We start from the raw sequence: 18528 nt of genomic DNA on the forward strand, positions 1-18528 counted from the left end.
GAAATTCCCGCCTGTACATAGTATTCGAGGCTAAGGGGGCAAAATCCTTTTATCGGTCAGGCCTTTTCTTGTTTATTGAAAATGCAGTCCACGTCTTCGGCGCCGAAGCAGCGGGAGCAGGAAATGCACGTCGAAGGCTCCGTGCTGCCTTCCCGCCACAGCTTGGGCAGGTCGGGCTGGCGCAGGAGGGGCCGGGACAGGGAGACGAAGGCGATGTCCGTATTTGCCAGGCAGCTTTCGATTTCGCCGACCTGGCGGAAGCCGCCGATGACGCCGACATCGGTCCGGCCCTTTAATTTCGCCGCAGCCTTTTCAGCGTAAGGGACGAAATACATGGGCTCCTTCGTGCGGCGGATAGCCCGGATGGGGCCCTTGCGCGGCAGGGACGACATGTTGCCGCCGCTCACTTCGATGGCGCTGACCTTGGCGTCGGCCAGCCATTCCATGACCTGCAGGCTTTCGTCGAAGGTCATGCCCCCCTCTTTCATGAAGTCTTCGCTGTTGATCTTTACCCATACGGGGTATTCCGGGCCGACGTGTTTGCGGATCGAGGCGATGCATTCCAAGAGGAAGCGGGCCCTGTTTTCCAGGCTGCCGCCGTACTCGTCGTCGCGGCGGTTGAAATAGGGCGATAAGAACTTGCTGGCCAAATAGCCGTGGGCGCTGTGGAACTGCACGCCGTCGAAGCCGGCTTCCTTGGCCCGCAGGGCGGCGCGGCCGGCGTCTTCCGTGAGGCGGGCGATTTCGTCCGTCGTCAGGGCGTGGGATTCCTGTTCGATTTTGCCTAATTTCTCCGTGACGCCGCTGGGGCTGACGATGATGCGCCCTTCCCCTTCGGGCATCATGATGGACGAGCCCATGACGACGATCTGGGCGACGATCTTGCCGCCGCGGCCGTGGACGCGCCGTACCATGTCCGCCAGCGGGGCGACGCAGCTGTCGTCGTCGATGCGGATTTGGCGGTGCTGCCGCGGTTCCAGCGTGCTGACGGCCATCATTCCCGTAATCATGACGCCGACGCCGCCGTCGGCGAGGCGTTCGTACATCTGAGCTAATTTATCCGTAGGGTATCCCTGGGCGTCGGCCATCCCTTCAAAGGTAGCCGAGCGGACGATGGGACACGCCGCGTCAATACCGCCGATACGGCATCTATCAAATAACATGGGCAATCTCTCCTTGGTAATCAAAAAAGGTTTTAAGTTTTATTCATCATTATAAACTAAATCTCCGCAAAAATCTAATCTTTTTCTATGTGTGAATAATATGTATTGCGAATTGTCATGATGAATTGAGGCGATGTGACTACCTTGGAGGGGATTGGATGGGATAAAGGCGTGAAAAAGCCTCCGGCATAGAAGGGCCGGAGGCGGCATATGGTCAGGTCAGCAGATCTTGTTGCCGTTGGCCGTCATCTTAAAGCGCAGGCCCAGCCGTTCGGCGGCGCGCTTGCACATGAGCATGCGCTGGAGGAAGATTTCGAAGTAATCCATCATGGAGCAGATCGTTTCGTCCAGCTCGATTTCCAGGGTGACGACCTTTTTGGCGGCGTCGATTTTCAGCTTCGACGACAGGGCGGCGTAGTTGACCTGGTCGTGCTTGTCGAAGGTTTCCCGGACCTGATTGCGGACGCGGTTGCGGCGCACGTCGGTCTTGTCGGCCAGGATCAGGGCCGCCGATACGGGGTCTACGGCCGTGCCGCTGCCCTCGTCGTGCTGGCCGATGGCCGTGATGATGACGGCGATGTCCTCAGGCGGCGCGCCCCAGTGGCGGAGGAACTGGAAGGCCATGAGGGCTCCCGTGTGGGCGTGGTCGACGCGGTTGATGCAGTTGCCCAGGTCGTGCATGTAGCCTGCGATGCGGGCCAGCTCGACGGTGTGCTCGTCGTAGCCGAGCTTTTTCAGGATTTTGCCGGCCGTGACGGCGACCTTGGCGGCGTGGCGGCGCGAATGCTCCGTGTAGCCCAGGACGCCGAGCACTTCGTTGCCCTGTTCGAGGTAGATGTTCAGTTCTTTGGCGTTCATTACGTTTTCATAGGTGAATTTTTTCATAGTCGTGCTGTGCAGGGAAGGCCTTGGCTCCGCCTGTGCGGCGCGCCTTCCCTTATCCTTTCCTTATATTTACAGGCGCTGAACGGCGTCTAAGGCCAGTTCGGAGCGCTCGCATTCGTCGGCCGTCATGGTGATCTGAAAGCACAGGGGGCTGCCCTTCATCTTTTCCGAGGCGTAGCTCAGGCCGTTGGTCCGCTCGTCCAAAAAGGGCTTGTCGATCTGGTTCGGGTCGCCCAGCAGGATGATTTTCGTCCCCTTGCCGGCCCGGGTGATGATGCTCTTGGCCTGGTTGGGCGTCATGTTCTGGGCCTCGTCGATGATGAGGTAGGTCTTGACGAAGGAGCGGCCGCGGATGAAATTGAGGGCCTCTGTCTGGATGACGTGGCGGTCGAAGAGCTCGTCGATTTTGTCCTTCAGCTCCAATTCGTTTTCATAGCGCTCTTCCTCGCTGGCGTCGATGAGCTGCTCCAGGTTGTCGATGATGGGCCGCATGAGGGGCGAAATCTTTTCCTGCTCGTCGCCGGGCAGAAAGCCGATGTCCGAGTCGAACTGGGCGTTGGGACGGCAGACGAGGATGCGTCGGTATTCGCCGGTCGGGCGGTTGACGATTTTCTCCAGTCCGACAGCCAGGGCGTAGAAGGTCTTGGCCGTGCCGGCCTGGCCCTTGACGATGACCAGGGGCGCTTCATCGGCCGGCTTCATGAGGGCTTCCTGGAGGAAATACTGGCCCGAGTTGCGGGGCTTGACGCCGTAGGGCTGGCTCTTTTTGTATTCCAGGGGGACGATCTTTTTGCCCTTGACCCGGCCCAGGTGGGTTTTGCGCAGGGACTGGTCGGCCTTTAAGATGACGAACTGGTTTTCCGTCAGGTCCGGGCGGCTCGTGTTCCCTTCGGCGTCGGACAGGTAGACGTCCTTCGTCGGGACGCCCTTCTTTTTGAAATCCTTGAACTTGTCTTCGGGCACGTAGCACTGGAGGCGGCCCGTGTACTGGTCCTCCTCGGGGATGACCTGCTCGGTGCTGAAATCTTCGGCTTCGATGCCGAGGATCTGGGCCTTCAGGCGCAGGACGAGATCCTTGGTGACGAGGATAGGCCCTTCTTCCTTCAGGCCTTGGCAGACCTTGAGGATGCGGTTGTCCGCCTTGTCGTCGGGCAAGGCCGCCGGCAGCTCGACATCGGAGCAGTTGGCCTCGACGCGCAGCGTCCCTCCTGTGGGCAAGGCCACGCCGCCCAGCAGGTCGCCCTGGAGGCGCAGCTTTTCCAAAAAGCGGATAGCCCGCCGGGCGTTGGCTCCCCGCTCGCCGTCGGCCTTTTTCAGGCCGTCCAGCTCTTCCAGGACGACCAGCGGAAGGACGAGGCGGTTCTCTTCAAAGCATTGAAGGGCGTACGGCGCCTGGATGAGTACGTTCGTGTCGATTACGTATGTTTTTGCCATGAAAATCCCTGCCTTTATTCTGTTTTACTGCAATTTTTTCCATGTATACCCTATCATAGCAAGGTAATTTCGGGGTTTTCTACCGCAATACTGTAAAAACTATGCAAAAAATGGAAGCCATGCCAAATTCTCCCGGCCTTTTGTATATATTTTTCGCAAGAGAATAGGAATTCAGCCGGTTTTCGTGTATAATATAAGTGTTTGTTAATTTGAAAGTTAGTGAAGGGATGTTGAATATATGGCTACAGCAATGGTAATAGGCACCCAGTGGGGTGATGAAGGTAAAGGTAAAATCGTAGATTATTTGGCGCAGAAAGCGGACGTTGTCATCCGTTCCCAAGGCGGCAACAACGCAGGCCATACGGTCGTCGTCGACGATAAATCCTTTGCGCTCCGTCTTTTGCCGTCGGGCATCTTGTTTGCCGATAAGACCTGCATCATCGGCAGCGGCGTCGTCGTCAATCCGGCCGTCCTCCTGGAAGAAATCGAAGGCATGACGTCCAAGGGCGTGCAGATCAGCAAGCTGGAAATCTCCACGCGGGCCCACGTCATCATGCCTTACCATATCCGCATCGATGAAGAAGACGAAAAGCTCAAGGGCGACGCCAAGATCGGCACGACGAAAAACGGCATCGGTCCCTGCTATGCAGATAAAGTAAACCGCGTCGGCATCCGCATCGGCGACTTGATGGACGAAAAGGTCTTCGCCGAAAAGCTGCGCGTCAACTTGGAATTGAAGAACCGCTTATTTGAGAAATACTACGGCTGCGAAGGCTTCGATTACGATACGATGCTCAAGGAATATTTGGGCTACGCCGACCAGATCCGCCAGTACGTCAAGGATACGAACTACTCGGCCAACCTGTACGTCAAGGAAGGCAAGAAGGTCCTCTTTGAAGGCGCCCAGGCGGCCATGCTCGACCTCGACCACGGCACGTATCCCTTCGTCACCAGCTCCAACCCGACGGCCGGCGGCGCCTGCACCGGTTCCGGCGTCGGCCCCCGCCGCATGGAAAACATCGTCGGCGTCGTCAAAGCCTACACGACCCGCGTCGGCGCAGGCCCCTTCCCGGCGGAACAGAACAACGAAATCGGCGAATACCTCCGCAACACGGGCCATGAATTCGGCACCGTTACGGGCCGTCCCCGCCGCTGCGGCTGGCTCGATACGGCTGTCGTCAAATACGCGGCTATGCTGAACAGCCTCGACTACCTGGCTATCACCCGTCTGGATATCCTCGACGACCTCGACACGATCAAGATCTGCACGGGCTACAAATACCAGGGCGAGCTGCTCAAAGAATACCCGGCCAGCCTTGACGTATTGGAACAGGTCGAACCGGTATACGAAGAAATGCCCGGCTGGAAATGCCACATTTCGGACTGCAAGACCTATGAAGAACTGCCTGAAGCGGCCCGCAAGTACGTGGAACGCATCAGCGAACTGACGGAAGTCCCCCTGGGCATCGTCTCCGTCGGCCCGAACCGCAGCCAGACCATCATCTTGCACGACATCTTCTAAGAGATTTTTGGATTTTCACCATAACAATACAACATGAGGAAAAGAGCCGGCCTATCTGGGGCCGGCCTTTTCCGTATACCGGCGCAGGTTTTTGGAAAGGCGGCGATACGATGCAGTATGATACGACGGATTTTGTAGAAACAAACGGCGAGGCGACGATGAAGCTGATTGCCCGCACGCGCAGGCTGACGAGGGAATACTATATGACGGACCATGAAGACGCGGAACGGAGACGGGCTATCCTGGAGGAGCTGCTGGGCGAAATCGGTAAAAATGTAGAAATCGACACGCCCTTTTACTGCGACTATGGGAAGAATATCCATATCGGCAGCGACGTCATCATCAACATGAACTGCACCTTCGTAGACAATAAGCCTATACGGATTGGAAGCAAGGTGCTCATCGCCTCGAACGTGCAGATTTACACCTCGTCCCATCCCATTTTGCCCCAGGAACGGCTGCGTCTGGACGGGAACGAGACGGAAGAGCCCTTCTTCCGCACCTACGCCCTGCCGGTGGAAATACAGGACAACGTGTGGATTGGCGGTGGAGTAGTCATTTTGCCCGGCGTCACCATCGGGAAAAACAGTGTCGTCGGAGCCGGAAGCGTCGTGACCCGCTCGATTCCGGCCAACTGCGTAGCCGTCGGCAATCCCTGCCGGGTGATACGGCGCTTTGGCGAAGATGGACCGGATGATGCACTCCCTTCTGCTCCCAACGCCGAGACGACAGCGGCTATAGAGAACGTACAGCAGGGAAAGAATCTAAGCCGGACCTTCGGTTCTGTCGCCGAGCTTATGGAGGATTTGAAACGGTAAGGCAAAACGCCGCCGCGCGACTTTTTCATCGCGCGGCGGCGTTTGACGTCTTATATACTATTACATTAACAGCTTAGCAGCTGCCGCAGCATCCCGACATGGAGCAGCTCGAGCAGGAGCCGCCGCAGCCTTCTTCTGTCGGGACGAGGCCGAACAGGGCTGTCAGGGTTTTGCGGGGGCTGAGCATGCCGCCGGCCGTGACGGCCAGGCCGATTTGCCCGCCTCCGGCGGCGTTGGCCAGGTCCATCTGCTGGCCGATGGGCCAGTCGGCCGTGCCGGGGCTGACGCGCCAGAGGATTTTATATCCCTTGGGTTCGCAGATTTCGTTGATGTGATGGGTCAGCTGGTCCAGGAGCTGTCCCGTGGCGACAGCTGCCGCCGAGTCGAGGACGATGCCGCCGGCGACGTCCTGGTTGAGGAAGCGCTTGTCGATTTCTTCTTCTACGGCCGGGCCGATGGTGACGGCGGCCATGAGAAGGATGCGCGCCTGTTCCAAATACGGGACGATTTGCTCGCTTTTCAGCTTAAAGGGGGCGCTGCAGAGGATATGATGGGACGCGGCGTCGTAGTATCCCTGCTGGAAGACGCCCTTCGGCGCGGCCAGGCGCAGGGCCGTGGTGCAGGCTTCGCTGACGACGGCGTCGTCTGCATCCCCTTGTCCCCGCTGGGCGGCGTATTCTCTCACTTGCTCCATGTTGATGGAGGGTATGGTACCTTCGTATACTGGCATGATGGTTCCCTTTCTTTCGTGTAGTGTAGTCGTCTTCTGAACGATGTGTGACGATGGTCTTATTATACCATAAAAATTTGAGGCTACTGATAATTTTGTGATGGGCCTTGTCATTTTCATGGCCAGTGATATACAATAAAAATGTGATACAACAACACTAAATACCGTATAAAAGTGTGATGAGGTGGGCCTATGGAACGATTGATATTGAATACACTGCTGAAATGGAAGAATTCCCCCTATCGCAAGCCGTTGATTTTGAAAGGCGTGCGCCAGGTCGGCAAGACCTGGATTCTGAAGGAATTCGGAAAACGCTGTTATGAAAACACGGCGTATTTCAACTTTGATGAACATGAAGAATATAAGCAGTTTTTTGAAACGACAAAGGATATAGACCGGATTTTGCAGAATCTGATGCTGGCAAGCGGCCAAAAGATCGTGCCGGAACAAACCCTGATCATTTTTGACGAGGTGCAGGACTGCCCCAAGGTCATGAACTCCATGAAGTATTTCTGTGAAAATGCGCCGCAGTATCACGTGGCCTGCGCCGGCTCCCTCTTGGGCATCGCTTTGGCAAAGCCCTCTTCGTTCCCCGTAGGCAAGGTCAACTTCATGCAGATTGACCCCATGACCTTTACGGAGTTCCTGCTGGCCAATGGGGATGAAAACCTGGCAGCATATCTGGAAACAGTGAATACCCTAGAGCCCATTCCCGACGCCTTTTTTAATCCTTTATACGAAAAGCTGAAAATGTATTATGTGACCGGCGGCATGCCCGAACCTGTCAAGATGTGGACTGAGGCGCGGGATGTGGAGGCCATGCAGGAGGCGTTGTCCGATATCCTGGGGGCCTATGAGCGAGACTTTGCCAAGCACCCCAACGTCAGCGAGTTTCCCAAGATTTCGATGATCTGGAAATCGATTCCGTCCCAGCTGGCGAGGGAAAATAAAAAGTTTCTTTATAAAGTAGTCAAAGAAGGGGCAAGAGCCCGCGAATATGAGGACGCCCTGCAGTGGCTGGTCGATTCCCGCCTGGTGCATAAGATTTACCGAAGTACCGCGCCGGGCCTGCCCGTGTCTGCTTACGATGATCTTTCAGCGTTTAAGATTTACCTGGCAGACGTGGGGCTGCTCCGCCGGCTGGCTCAGCTGGCGCCGACGGCCTTTGGCGAGGGAAATCGCTTGTTTACCGAGTTCAGGGGGGCGCTGACGGAGAATTTCGTGCTGCAGACCTTGATTACGCAATTTGAAGTCGTTCCGCGGTACTGGAGCCAGAACAATCCGCCTTACGAAGTAGATTTCTTAATTCAGCGGGAGAACGACATATTTCCAATCGAAGTCAAATCCGAGGCAAACACAGCCAGCAAGAGCTTAAAGAAATTCAAGGAATTGTTCCCAAAGCAGGTGAAGCTCCGCGTCCGGTTTTCGCTGGATAATTTGAAGCTGGACGACGATATGCTGAACATTCCCCTGTTTATGGCTGACCAAACGGACCGGCTGATTGGGTTGGCGCTGGAACAACGGAACCATACGTAAATCATTCTGCAACTTTACGTTATCATACCTCGCTGACCACTGGCTACGAGACATTGACTATGCTATACTATAATATAGACTTTAAAATGAAGTTGACTTTATATACAGGGAATGAGGTGGGTGTGTTGGCGCATATCATCGCCATAACGAACCAGAAAGGCGGTGTCGGCAAGACGACGACGGCCGTCAATGTAAGCGCTTGTCTGGCCGAAAGCGGCAAGCGGACGCTCCTCGTCGATTTGGACCCGCAGGGCAACGCGACAAGCGGCTTGGGCGTCGACAAGGCGAGCTTGGAAACGAATCTGTACGACTGCCTGATCGAAGGAAGGCCGATGGAAGACGTCGTGCAGCCGACAATGATAAAGAAATTATCCCTCGTACCGGCCACGATGGACGTCGCCGGCGCGGCGGTGGAGCTGGTCACGATGGAAGACCGCGAGTATATTTTGAAGAAGGCCCTGCAGGCCTACCTGGGGCAGGTGAAGAAGTCCTACGACTACGTCGTCATCGACTGCCCTCCTTCGCTGGGGCTGCTGACGCTCAACGCCCTGGCGGCGGCTGATTTCGTCCTCATTCCCGTGCAGTGCGAGTTTTACGCGCTGGAAGGGCTGGCCCAGCTTATGCAGACCGTGGACATGGTGCGGGACAATCTGAATTCCCGCCTGCAGCTCCTGGGACTGCTCATGACGATGTACGACGGCCGGACGAATTTGTCCATCCAGGTGACGGAGGAAGTGAAGAAATACTTCAGCGGCAAGGTGTTCCACACGATTATTCCGCGCAACGTCCGCTTGGGCGAAGCGCCGAGCCACGGCGAGCCCATTACGATATACGATCCCCATTCGCGGGGCGCCGAGGTGTATACGAAATTAGCGAAAGAGGTGATACGCCGTGTCGGCTAAGAAGATGGGACTGGGCAAGAACCAGCCCTTAGGCCGGGGCCTGCAGGCCCTGGGGCTGAAGGAGCATCCGGAGCCTCACGACGGCGCAGCCCTGGAAATCGACATCGACTTGATTTCCCCCAACCCGAAGCAGCCCCGCCGGGCCTTTTCCGATGAGGCGCTCCAGTCGCTGGCCGAGTCCATTCGGCAGTACGGCCTGATCCAGCCCGTCGTCGTCCAGAAAAAGGGCGGCGCCTACGAGCTGATCGCCGGCGAGCGGCGGCTGCGGGCGGCGAAGCTCTGCGGCCTGACGAAGATTCCCGCCGTCGTGCGGGACTGCGCGCCTCAGGCGTCGGCAGAGCTGGCCCTCATTGAAAATTTGCAGCGGGAAGATTTGGACCCTGTAGAAGAAGCGTCGGCGTACCGCGCCCTGATTCAGGAATTCGGCCTGACCCAGGAGCAGGCGGCGGAAAAGGTCGGCCGGAGCCGGGTCCACGTGTCCAATATGATGCGCCTTCTCCAGCTGCCGGAGGAAATCCAGCAGTATTTAATCGACGGCGTCCTGTCTATCGGACAGGCCCGCCCCCTGCTGCAGCTGAAGGCACGGCAGGCCCAGCTGGAAGCGGCGGCCCGCATCATCGACCAGGAGCTGTCGGCCCGTCAGGTCGAAGCCATGGTCCGGGCCATGCTCCGGGAAGAGCCGCCGAAGGACGCGCCGGAGCCCGACGCCTATCTGGAATCCATGCAGGACCGGATGAAGATGCATTTGGGTACCAACGTAGCCATCCGTCTGGGCCGGAACAAGAAGAAGGGGAAAATCGAGATTTCCTTTGCCTCAGAAGAAGAATTTGAACGATTGCTGGCTATTTTGACTGATGAGCCGGAAGACGGGGATTCCTTCTCCCCTTCCTCTTTCCGCGTGTGATCGGCAAAAACAGGCCTGTTTACGAAAGTTATTGACCTGTCAGGAGGAAAGACATGCTTTACGGATTGGACGCGCAGCTCGCGTACATGATAGGAGCCGGCATCGCCGGGCTCGTGCTGGTGCTGCTGCTGGCGTATATTGTCATATTGAACCGGCGCATCAAGGCGCTGGAAGAAAAATACACCTTTTTTATGAAGGATGAAACGGGGAAAAGCGTCGAAGCCAAGCTGCGCGAGGACGTGGCGGAGCTCCACGGCCTGCAGGACACGCTGGACCGGATTCACGAGACCCAGAAGGATATCCTGGCCGTGCAGAACCACTGCTTCCGTAAAATCGGCTTCGTGCGGTACAACGCCTTTGACAACATCGGCAACAACCTGAGCTTCGCCTGCACCGTCCTGGACGGCAAGGACGACGGCTTCTGCCTGTCGAGCGTATACGGCCGCAGCGAGTCGCGCATCTTTGCCAAGCCCATCGTCGAGGGAAAATGCCTGTACGGCATGAGCGAAGAGGAAAAGGAAAGCCTGGACCAGGCCCTGCACTATCACGGCGACGTGCAGCCGGTCCGGAAGGATTAGGATAACAGGCGCGGCAGCGCCGTATTGTAGGATTGAAGAAGGGATAGACCTTGAAATTACAGGAAATCATGACGGGGCTTAGGGCCCGTTGGCGCAATATGACGCAGTCCGCCGCCGACCTGGCCGGCGCCCTGCGCCGTTCCGGGACGGAGCCGGTCACCCTGTCGCCGCAGCAGTATCGGACGGCGCTGCGGGCGGCCATCGCCGGGGCCGTCGTCTTAGTCGCGGCTATCGGGTTCGGCCTGTACCAGTTCATTTCCCTGCAGCAGGCCCGGGCCCAGGAGTCGCTCCACGAGCAGCAGCTGCAGCTCATGCGGGAAAAGACGGCGTCGCTTCAGGAAAAAATGGATAAGATGGACGCCCTGGACCAGGAGCTCCGCCAGATGGTCAAGGGCGCAGGGACGGGCAGCAGCCCAAAAGGTGACGGTGGCGCAGCAGGGGCGCAGAAGAAAGGGCCGGATCTTTCGTCTGCCGATTACAACGACCTGCTGCTGGCCACCGCCCGTCTGGAAACGAAAACGAACGCCCGCATTATCAGCTTCATTACGCTGAAAACCGTACTGAGCGATACGGCGGGGCTGCAGGTCCGGCAGATGCAGCAGGTATCAGCGCAATACGCATCGTCGACGACGCCGTCTATCTGGCCGGCGTACGGCACGATTACGTCTAACTTTGGCTACCGCGGCAATCCCATCGGCGGCGGCACGGGCTTCCACGAAGGCCTGGATATTGCCGTCGATTACGGTACGCCCGTTCAGGCGACGGCGGCCGGCGAGGTCACGGCGGCCGGCTGGGTAGACGGCTACGGAAACCTTGTCGAAGTCGATCACGGCAACGGCTTTGTCACGCGATATGGTCACAACTCCATGGTTCTCGTCGTAGTGGGACAAACGGTGCATACCGGCGACATCCTCGCCCTGGCCGGCAGCACGGGCCGCAGCACGGGGCCCCATGTCCATTATGAAGTCCGCGTACAAGGGACTCCGACCGACCCCTTGTTGTTCTTGCCGTAAAGATGAGGGGACGCTGCCCTATATAGGGCGGCGCCGCCTCTTTTTTTGAAAGGCAGGTTGTTATGCAGAAACTCAAATATTATGGCAGCGTTATCTTGTTTTTTATCGTCGTCGGCGCCTTGGGCTTCGGCACGTCCTACGTCCAGCGGCCCCATAACGTCGTCATCGGCGTCAACCTGGCCCTCAGCGGCGAGGAAAAGGCCTACGGCGAGGCGACGGCCCGGGGCATCGGCATGGCCCGCGATAAGATCAACGCCGAAGGCGGCCTGCTGGACGAGGCCGTAACGGTCGTCGCCGTCGATAATCACGGCAGCGCCGGCGACGCCGAAGCGGCGGTGAAGCAGCTGACGAGCCGCCATGCCGTGGCGATGATCGGCCCGAACTTATCCCACTGCGCCCTGGCCGTCGTCCGCGACGCGACGGCGGCGAAGATGCCCGTCATCAGCCCGGCCGGCACCAATCCCGACATCACCGTCGACCATGGGACGGGCGAAGCCCACGAGTACATGTTCCGGGCGACCTTTATCGACTCCTATCAGGGGCGGGCTATGGCCGATTACGCCTTCGGCCAGCTGAAGGCCCGCACGGCCGCCGTCGTGTACGACGAACGGCAGGCCTACTCCAAAGGGCTGGCGGCTTTTTTCAAGCAGTCCTTCTTAGCCGACGGCGGCCAGGTACCGGTCTACGTTGACGTCTCGTCAGATGACAGCTTTGCGGCGGCCGTAGCGGCCTTGAAGGCTTCGCCGTGCCAGGTCGTATATGCGCCCTTTTACGATGAAAAGGCTATGGAATTCATCGTAAAGGCCCGCGACGCCGGCATTGCGGCCCTGATTTTAGGCCCTGACGGCTGGAACGGCCGGCGCATGGCCCAGTCCCTGTCGCCGGCGTATCTGCAGAACCTGTTCTATACGGACCACTATGCCAACGACGCCAGCGAACCCGTGGCGGAGGAATTTGCCGAGGCCTATTATGAAAAATACGGCGAGCTTCCCGACAGCTACGCCGCCCTGGGCTACGACTCCTTCATGATGGTAGCTGAGGCCGTGCGGCGCAGCGGCTCGGCAGACCCGGAAAAAATCGCCGCAGAGCTGGCCAAGACCATCGATTACCACGGCGTGACGGGCATGATCGCCCTGGACGCCAACCACGACGCTATCAAGCCGGTCTTTATCATGACCTTCTGGCAGGGAAAGCCAGCGCTGCTGGAAAAGCGGCCGACGGTCCAATTATGATAGGCTGTACGCGGTGGCAGACATAAAAAATTGCGGAATTGTCGTCGAGATGACAGTTCCGCAATTTTTTTGCAATACGACGAGATGTAGTTGGTGAGATGCTGCTGAGGATTTATATGATAATCGCCGTGTCCAGTTGATGTTTTAAGTAGTTGTACAATCCTTCGCGATGAATACGCCATCGCTTGCCAATTTTAAAAGCCTGCAGCTGTCCGCTGTAGCATAATTCATAGATGCCCGTCAAAGGGACTCCCGTTAGTTCGGATACTTCTTTCGGGGAAAATAGGATGCGATCAGACCATCGATTACTTGACGTATCTAAAAAGGTCATAGGGTTTAAAGAAACTGGCGGATACGGATTGCGTTTCGGGTAAATGTGTCTAGCCATGGATAGTTCTACTCCTTTCTATAACAATACTACACGCAGTACGGCAGGTATGGCGTCATGGCGGCGCGGCGCTCCTTCCAGTCGGGCATGATTATCGTCATGACGTTGTAAAAGTGGCGCGAGTGGTTGGGATGGACGAGGTGGCACAGCTCGTGGAGCATGACGTGGTCGATGATTTCCTCCGGCATGATGGCTAAATAGGTGTTCATGGTAATGATGGCCTTGGCAGGCATGCACGAGCCCCAGCGGGAGCGCATGACGCGCTGGCGGAGCTTGGGCATGGCGATGCCGTAGGCCGAAAGCCGGGGGAAGATGCGGGCCAGGCTTTCGGCGAACAGCTTCTCCCCTTCCCTGCGCAGCAGCTCGTGGTACAGATGGCGGCGCTGTTCGATGGTGTTGTCGGCCAGCTCCATGTATACGGTCCGGCTGCGGCGGCGCACCGTATTGCGCAGGCCCAGGCGCACGTCGAGGGTGCAGGCCGTCCCCGCCACGTACAGGCCGTCGCCGTCCCGCAAGGCCAGTACCGGCAGGGCTTTCTGGCAGGCGTACTCGTCCAGAGCTTTTACGATGAAGGGACCCTGCTTTTGCAGAAAGGCCTCGATGTGCTCTATGGGGACGCGGGGCCCTGCCGACACGTAAATGGATAAGTCGGGGCGGACGCGGAGGTTGATGTTTTTGACGGCCTTCCGCTCCAGGATGTACGTCAGCTGACGGTCTCCGAGGCAGATGGGGCGCTGCGATATGGGATTCATGTTCTTCTCCTCTGTCGATGTGGTATAATACCATCATATTATACTATATGCTGCAAGGAGATACTATCATGCTCGATTTTACGGCTATCGATTTTGAAACAGCCAATAAATATTACAACAGCGCCTGCTCCCTGGCGGCCGTTTCCGTACGGGACTACGAGACGGTCCGGGAAGGCTATACCCTCATCCGCCCTCCCTACATGTCCTTTTCGCCGGACAACATCCGCATCCACGGCATCACGCCCGACCAGGTGCGGGACAAGCCGAAATTCGACGCCCTGTGGGACCGCGTCCGGCCTCATCTGGAGGGCCGCATCCTCGTGGCCCACTACGCCGTGTTCGACACGCGGGTCCTGCGCAGCCTCCTCAAGACGTACGAATTGAAACCGCCCCGGGCGACGTACGCCTGCACGGTGGAAATTTCCCGCAAGGTCTGGCCCGGCCTGCCCAATCACAAGCTCGATACGGTAGCCGGTTTCCTGGGCTATTCCTTCCGCCACCATCAGGCCTTGGACGACGCCCGGGCCTGCGCCTTCATCGTCTGCGAGGCGGCGAAACAGGTCGGCGCGTCTTCTATGGAAGAACTTATGACGGCGACTGGCCTCTCCCTGAAGACGTTATAGACATATGAATTTTGCATATAGAAGGGTACCCCATGTCGTTTGGTAATACATATCTTACATTATCGTCAATCTATGCGTATAATGAAACAAGATAATTTCTATACCGAAAGGGGATTGAACATCATGAAAATTGTATTGCTTGAATCGCTGGGAATCAGTCAGGAACTTCTCGATTCGTACGTAAAGCCGCTGCGGGAACAGGGCCATGAATTCGCCGCCTACGAACGCAACGACGACCCGGCCGTCCAGATCGAAGAAGCCAAGGACGCCGATATCCTCATCATCGCCAACATGCCCTTGAAAGGCGAAGTCATCAACGCCTGCCCGAACCTGAAATACATCAACGTAGCCTTTACGGGCGTCGACCACGTCGATTTGGAAGCGGCTAAGGCCAAAGGCGTCAAAGTCAGCAACGCTTCGGGCTATTCGACGGTTGCCGTCGCCGAACTGACCATCGCCATGATCCTCGACCTGCTCCGCTACGTGCCCCAGGTAGACGCAGCCTGCCGCGCCGGCGGCACGAAGGCCGGCTTCATCGGCGCTGAACTGGAAGGCAAGACTGTCGGCCTCATCGGCACGGGCGCCATCGGCCACCGCGTCGCCGAGCTCGTCCATGCCTTCGGCGCCAAGGTCATCGCCTACAACGGCTTCTCCCATAAAGCCGATACGGAACTCATCAAATACGTTCCCCTGAAGGAACTGATGGAACAGTCCGATATCGTATCGCTCCACTGCCCTGTTACGGACCAGTCCCGCGGCATGATCAACGCCGAAACGCTGTCGTACATGAAGCCGACGGCCTTCCTGGTCAACGAAGCCCGCGGCCCCGTCGTCGACTCCCAGGCCTTGGCAGACGCCCTCAACAGCGGCAAGATCGCCGGCGCCGGCATCGACGTATTCGAAAACGAACCGCCTCTCGATACGAATCATCCCCTGCTCCATTCCAAGAACACCATCGTCACGCCCCACGTAGCCTTTGCGACGAAGGAATCCATGGAAAAACGCGCCGTCATCGTCTTCGACAACATCGACGCCTACATGGCAGGAAATCAGAAAAACGTAATCTTATAAGGTATACGAATCCCCAAGCAGTATAGGCCTGTCAGGCCTGTACTGCTTTTTTTATGGGCGGAAATAGCATACACTATACCATAAATAGATAGGAAATCAAATAACTATAGCATATTTGCAAGCAACGAAAAATATATTGCTTAACATAACACTAGTATGGTAGTATGTAAACAACGAAAGACACTATTTAGGTAACCAAGTATTCGCACATATGCAAAAGGAGCAAACCAGTATGAGCATGAGAATGACCTTCCGTTGGTACGGAGAAAAAGACGACAAGATTACATTGCAGCAGATCGACCAGATCCCCGGCATGGACGGCATCGTCGGCGCATTGTTCGACATTCCCGTCGGCGAAGTGTGGCCCGTAGAGCCGCTGCTTCACATCAAACAGCAGGCTGAAGCGAACAACCTCGTATTCAAGGATTTGGAAAGCATCAACGTCCACGAAGACATCAAGCTCGGCCTTCCGAGCCGCGACCAGTACATCGAAAACTACATCCAGTCCCTGCGCAACGCCGCAAAGGCCGGCATCGAAATGGTATGCTACAACTTCATGCCCGTCTTCGACTGGACCCGCACGGAGCTGGCCAAGCCCCTCTACGACGGCTCGACGGTCCTGGCTTACGACTACCACATGGTAGCCGGCAAGACGCCGCAGGACATGGTAAAAGAAGTCCTGGAAAACAGCAACGGCTACGTCCTCCCCGGCTGGGAACCGGAACGGCTGAAAGAGCTGACCCGCCTGTTTGAAGCGTACGAAGGCATGGACGAAGACGGCCTGCGCAAAAACCTGGAATACTTCCTCAAAGCCGTCATCCCCGTGGCTGAAGAAGTGGGCATCAAGATGGGCATCCATCCTGACGATCCCCCCATTTCCGTATTCGGCCTGCCCCGCATCGTAAAGAACGAATCGGACCTCGACAAGATCGCCGCCATGGTAGACAGCCCGAGCAACGGCTTCACCATCTGCACGGGCTCCCTCGGCGCCAACCGCCAGAACGACATTCCCCACATCATCCGCAAGTTCGGCAAGATGGGCCGCGTCAACTTCCTCCACATCCGCAACGTACAGGTTCACGAACCGTGGGTATTCAACGAAGTGGCTCATAAATCGCAGATCGGCAACCTCGACATGTTTGAAATCGTCAAGGCCGCCTACGACATCGGCTTCGACGGCCCCATCCGTCCGGACCACGGCCGCATGATCTGGGGCGAAGAAGGCCGTCCCGGCTACGGCTTGTACGACCGCGCCCTCGGCGCCAACTACCTCTGCGGCCTTTGGGACGCTATCAACCGCATTTGCGGCCAGAAATAGGACGTATACGATAAGGAGGAACCTGACATGCTACATTTACATCGCCGCAGCCTCGTCGAAGACAAGGTTGCCTGGGAACAAGCCGGCATCGCCCTGTATCAGTTCGATACAGAGGCTGTGGAAGCCGCGACGAAGGAAGCTCCCCAGTGGATTCACTTCGGCGGCGGCAATATTTTCCGCGCCTTCATCGCCGCCCTCCAGCAGCGTTTGCTCGACGAAGGATTGGCTAAAACGGGCATCATTACGGCTGAAACGTACGACGAAGAAGTCATCGAGCACGTATACCGCCCCTTCGACAATTTGAGCCTGGCCGTCACCATGTACGCCGACGGCCGCTTTGAAAACGAAGTCATCGGCTCCGTTGTCGAATCCGTCGTCTGCCGTCCCGATTTTGCCGAAGACTGGAAGCGCCTCAAGGAAATCTTCGAAGCGCCGTCGCTGCAGGTAGCCAGCTTCACCATTACGGAAAAGGGCTACAAGCTGACGGACTACGCCGGCAACTATTTCCCTGCCGTCGCCGAGGACATGAAAAACGGCCCGGAACACGCGACGAGCTCCATGGGCTCCATCGCCGCCCTGGCCTACGCCCGCTACAAGGCCGGCGCGTACCCCTTCGCCTTCCTGAGCCTCGATAACTGCTCCCACAACGGCGACAAGATCAAAGAAGCCATGACGGCCTTTGCCAGCCAGTGGGTTGCCAACGGCGTCGCCGAACCGGGCTTTGCCGACTACATCAACGACGAAACGAAGGTCTCCTTCCCGTGGAGCATGATCGACAAGATTACGCCCCGCTCGTCGGAAAAGGTACAGGAATACCTGAAAGGCATCGGCTTCGGCGATACGGAGCTGATCCATACGAATAAAGGCTCGTACGCCGCCTTCGTCAACGCCGAAAACGCCCAGTACCTGGTCATTGAAGACAAGTTCCCCAACGGCCGCCCGGCCCTCGAAAAAGCCGGCGTCATCTTTACGGACCGGGAAACGGTAGACAAGGTAGAACGGATGAAGGTCTGCACCTGCCTCAACCCGCTGCACACGGCCCTGGCCGTCTACGGCTGCCTCCTCGGCTACACCCTCATTGCCGACGAAATGAAGGACCCCCAGCTCAAAGGCCTCATTGAACAGATGGGCTACGGCGAAGGGCTGCCCGTCGTCACCAACCCCGGCGTCCTCGACCCGAAGGCCTTCATCGCCGAAGTCCTGGAACAGCGCCTGACCAACGGCAACCTGCCCGATACGCCCCAGCGCATCGCCACCGACACGTCCCAGAAGGTGGGCATCCGCTTCGGCGAAACGATCCGCGCCTACGGCGATAAAGCCAAAGACCTAACCTACGTGCCCCTGGTCATCGCCGGCTGGTGCCGCTACCTCCTGGCCGTCGACGACGAAGGCAAGGCCTTCACGCCGAGCCCGGACCCGCTGCTCCAGAACGTGCAGGAAGCCCTGCAGGGCGTTGTCCTCGGCGACGTTGCCTCGGCCAAAGGCAAGCTCCGCCCCATCCTGTCCAACAAGGGGATTTTCGGCAGCGACCTGTACGAAGTCGGCCTAGGCGAAAAGATCGAAGGCTACTTCGAAGAACTCATCGCCGGCCCCCATGCTGTCCGCAATACATTAGTCAAGTACGTGAAATAATCGCAATTAGCGGATTCTAGGGGCTTA

At 57.5% G+C, this 18528-nt stretch carries 18 protein-coding genes; 12 read left to right on the forward strand and 6 right to left on the reverse strand.

Annotation, left to right across the window (positions count from 1 at the left end):
• Window positions 1-56: 56 nt before the first annotated feature.
• The 3 genes from E0L13_RS05555 to E0L13_RS05565 all read right to left on the reverse strand — a co-directional run bounded on the left by E0L13_RS05555 (window position 57) and on the right by E0L13_RS05565 (window position 3482).
• Window positions 57-1163, reverse strand: coding sequence for an NADH:flavin oxidoreductase (locus E0L13_RS05555; RefSeq protein WP_168060882.1), 1107 nt, complete (start codon window positions 1161-1163; stop codon window positions 57-59).
• A 219-nt stretch (window positions 1164-1382) separates the two neighbouring features.
• Window positions 1383-2048: an HD domain-containing protein gene (locus E0L13_RS05560; protein WP_095629025.1), complete on the reverse strand. Its 666-nt coding sequence runs from the start codon at window positions 2046-2048 to the stop codon at window positions 1383-1385.
• A gap of 69 nt (window positions 2049-2117) precedes the next feature.
• On the reverse strand, window positions 2118-3482 hold the full coding sequence (locus tag E0L13_RS05565) for a PhoH family protein (protein WP_087478432.1): 1365 nt from the start codon (window positions 3480-3482) through the stop codon (window positions 2118-2120).
• Between the two features lie 238 nt (window positions 3483-3720).
• Between E0L13_RS05565 and E0L13_RS05570 the strand changes: the two genes are divergently transcribed.
• Together E0L13_RS05570 and E0L13_RS05575 are read left to right on the forward strand one after the other, a co-directional pair.
• Window positions 3721-5004: an adenylosuccinate synthase gene (locus tag E0L13_RS05570; protein WP_087478433.1), complete on the forward strand. Its 1284-nt coding sequence runs from the start codon at window positions 3721-3723 to the stop codon at window positions 5002-5004.
• Window positions 5005-5114: 110 nt separating this feature from the next.
• Window positions 5115-5822 carry a sugar O-acetyltransferase gene (locus tag E0L13_RS05575; protein ID WP_095629026.1) on the forward strand — a complete coding sequence of 236 codons (708 nt, stop codon included), beginning with the start codon at window positions 5115-5117 and terminating at the stop codon, window positions 5820-5822.
• 73 nt (window positions 5823-5895) lie between these two features.
• Here the strand turns inward: E0L13_RS05575 and E0L13_RS05580 are convergent, their stop codons facing one another.
• A complete protein-coding gene (locus E0L13_RS05580; RefSeq protein ID WP_087478437.1) occupies window positions 5896-6552 on the reverse strand; it encodes a hypothetical protein in 657 nt (218 codons plus the stop codon).
• 192 nt (window positions 6553-6744) lie between these two features.
• On the opposite strand from E0L13_RS05580, the gene E0L13_RS05585 reads away from it, so the two are divergent.
• From E0L13_RS05585 to E0L13_RS05610, 6 genes are all read left to right on the forward strand, one after another.
• Window positions 6745-8088 (forward strand): ATP-binding protein, encoded by a 1344-nt coding sequence (locus E0L13_RS05585; protein WP_168060884.1) that lies wholly within the window; start codon window positions 6745-6747, stop codon window positions 8086-8088.
• 125 nt (window positions 8089-8213) lie between these two features.
• Entirely contained in the window at window positions 8214-8990 is a 777-nt protein-coding gene (locus tag E0L13_RS05590) for a ParA family protein (RefSeq protein WP_095629028.1), read from the forward strand.
• Window positions 8980-9894: a ParB/RepB/Spo0J family partition protein gene (locus E0L13_RS05595; RefSeq protein WP_239386336.1), complete on the forward strand. Its 915-nt coding sequence runs from the start codon at window positions 8980-8982 to the stop codon at window positions 9892-9894. The genes E0L13_RS05590 and E0L13_RS05595 overlap by 11 nt, the downstream gene beginning before the upstream one ends.
• 53 nt (window positions 9895-9947) lie before the next feature.
• Window positions 9948-10472: a DUF4446 family protein gene (locus tag E0L13_RS05600; RefSeq protein ID WP_095629029.1), complete on the forward strand. Its 525-nt coding sequence runs from the start codon at window positions 9948-9950 to the stop codon at window positions 10470-10472.
• A gap of 50 nt (window positions 10473-10522) precedes the next feature.
• Window positions 10523-11485 carry a M23 family metallopeptidase gene (locus tag E0L13_RS05605; RefSeq protein ID WP_240924664.1) on the forward strand — a complete coding sequence of 321 codons (963 nt, stop codon included), beginning with the start codon at window positions 10523-10525 and terminating at the stop codon, window positions 11483-11485.
• Between the two features lie 62 nt (window positions 11486-11547).
• Window positions 11548-12717, forward strand: a complete 1170-nt coding sequence (locus E0L13_RS05610) for an ABC transporter substrate-binding protein (protein ID WP_168060886.1) — start codon at window positions 11548-11550, stop codon at window positions 12715-12717.
• A gap of 112 nt (window positions 12718-12829) precedes the next feature.
• On the opposite strand, the gene E0L13_RS05615 is transcribed toward E0L13_RS05610, so the two are convergent.
• Window positions 12830-13105, reverse strand: coding sequence for a helix-turn-helix domain-containing protein (locus tag E0L13_RS05615; RefSeq protein WP_168060888.1), 276 nt, complete (start codon window positions 13103-13105; stop codon window positions 12830-12832).
• Window positions 13106-13134: 29 nt separating this feature from the next.
• Entirely contained in the window at window positions 13135-13857 is a 723-nt protein-coding gene (locus E0L13_RS05620) for a SprT family zinc-dependent metalloprotease (RefSeq protein WP_168060890.1), read from the reverse strand.
• Window positions 13858-13925: 68 nt separating this feature from the next.
• Here E0L13_RS05620 and E0L13_RS05625 point away from each other — a divergent pair, with 68 nt between their 5' ends.
• The 4 genes from E0L13_RS05625 (at window position 13926) to E0L13_RS05640 (ending at window position 18501) form a co-directional block, all read left to right on the forward strand.
• Entirely contained in the window at window positions 13926-14480 is a 555-nt protein-coding gene (locus tag E0L13_RS05625) for a 3'-5' exonuclease (protein ID WP_168060892.1), read from the forward strand.
• Between the two features lie 123 nt (window positions 14481-14603).
• Window positions 14604-15551: a 2-hydroxyacid dehydrogenase gene (locus E0L13_RS05630; protein WP_087478445.1), complete on the forward strand. Its 948-nt coding sequence runs from the start codon at window positions 14604-14606 to the stop codon at window positions 15549-15551.
• 232 nt (window positions 15552-15783) lie between these two features.
• Window positions 15784-16869 carry a mannonate dehydratase gene (gene uxuA / locus E0L13_RS05635; RefSeq protein WP_240924665.1) on the forward strand — a complete coding sequence of 362 codons (1086 nt, stop codon included), beginning with the start codon at window positions 15784-15786 and terminating at the stop codon, window positions 16867-16869.
• Window positions 16870-16896: 27 nt separating this feature from the next.
• A complete protein-coding gene (locus E0L13_RS05640) occupies window positions 16897-18501 on the forward strand; it encodes a mannitol dehydrogenase family protein (protein ID WP_168060894.1) in 1605 nt (534 codons plus the stop codon).
• The last annotated feature ends 27 nt before the right edge of the window (window positions 18502-18528 follow it).

Source organism: Megasphaera sp. SW808, from assembly GCF_012027795.1.
GTDB lineage: Bacteria > Bacillota > Negativicutes > Veillonellales > Megasphaeraceae > Megasphaera > Megasphaera stantonii.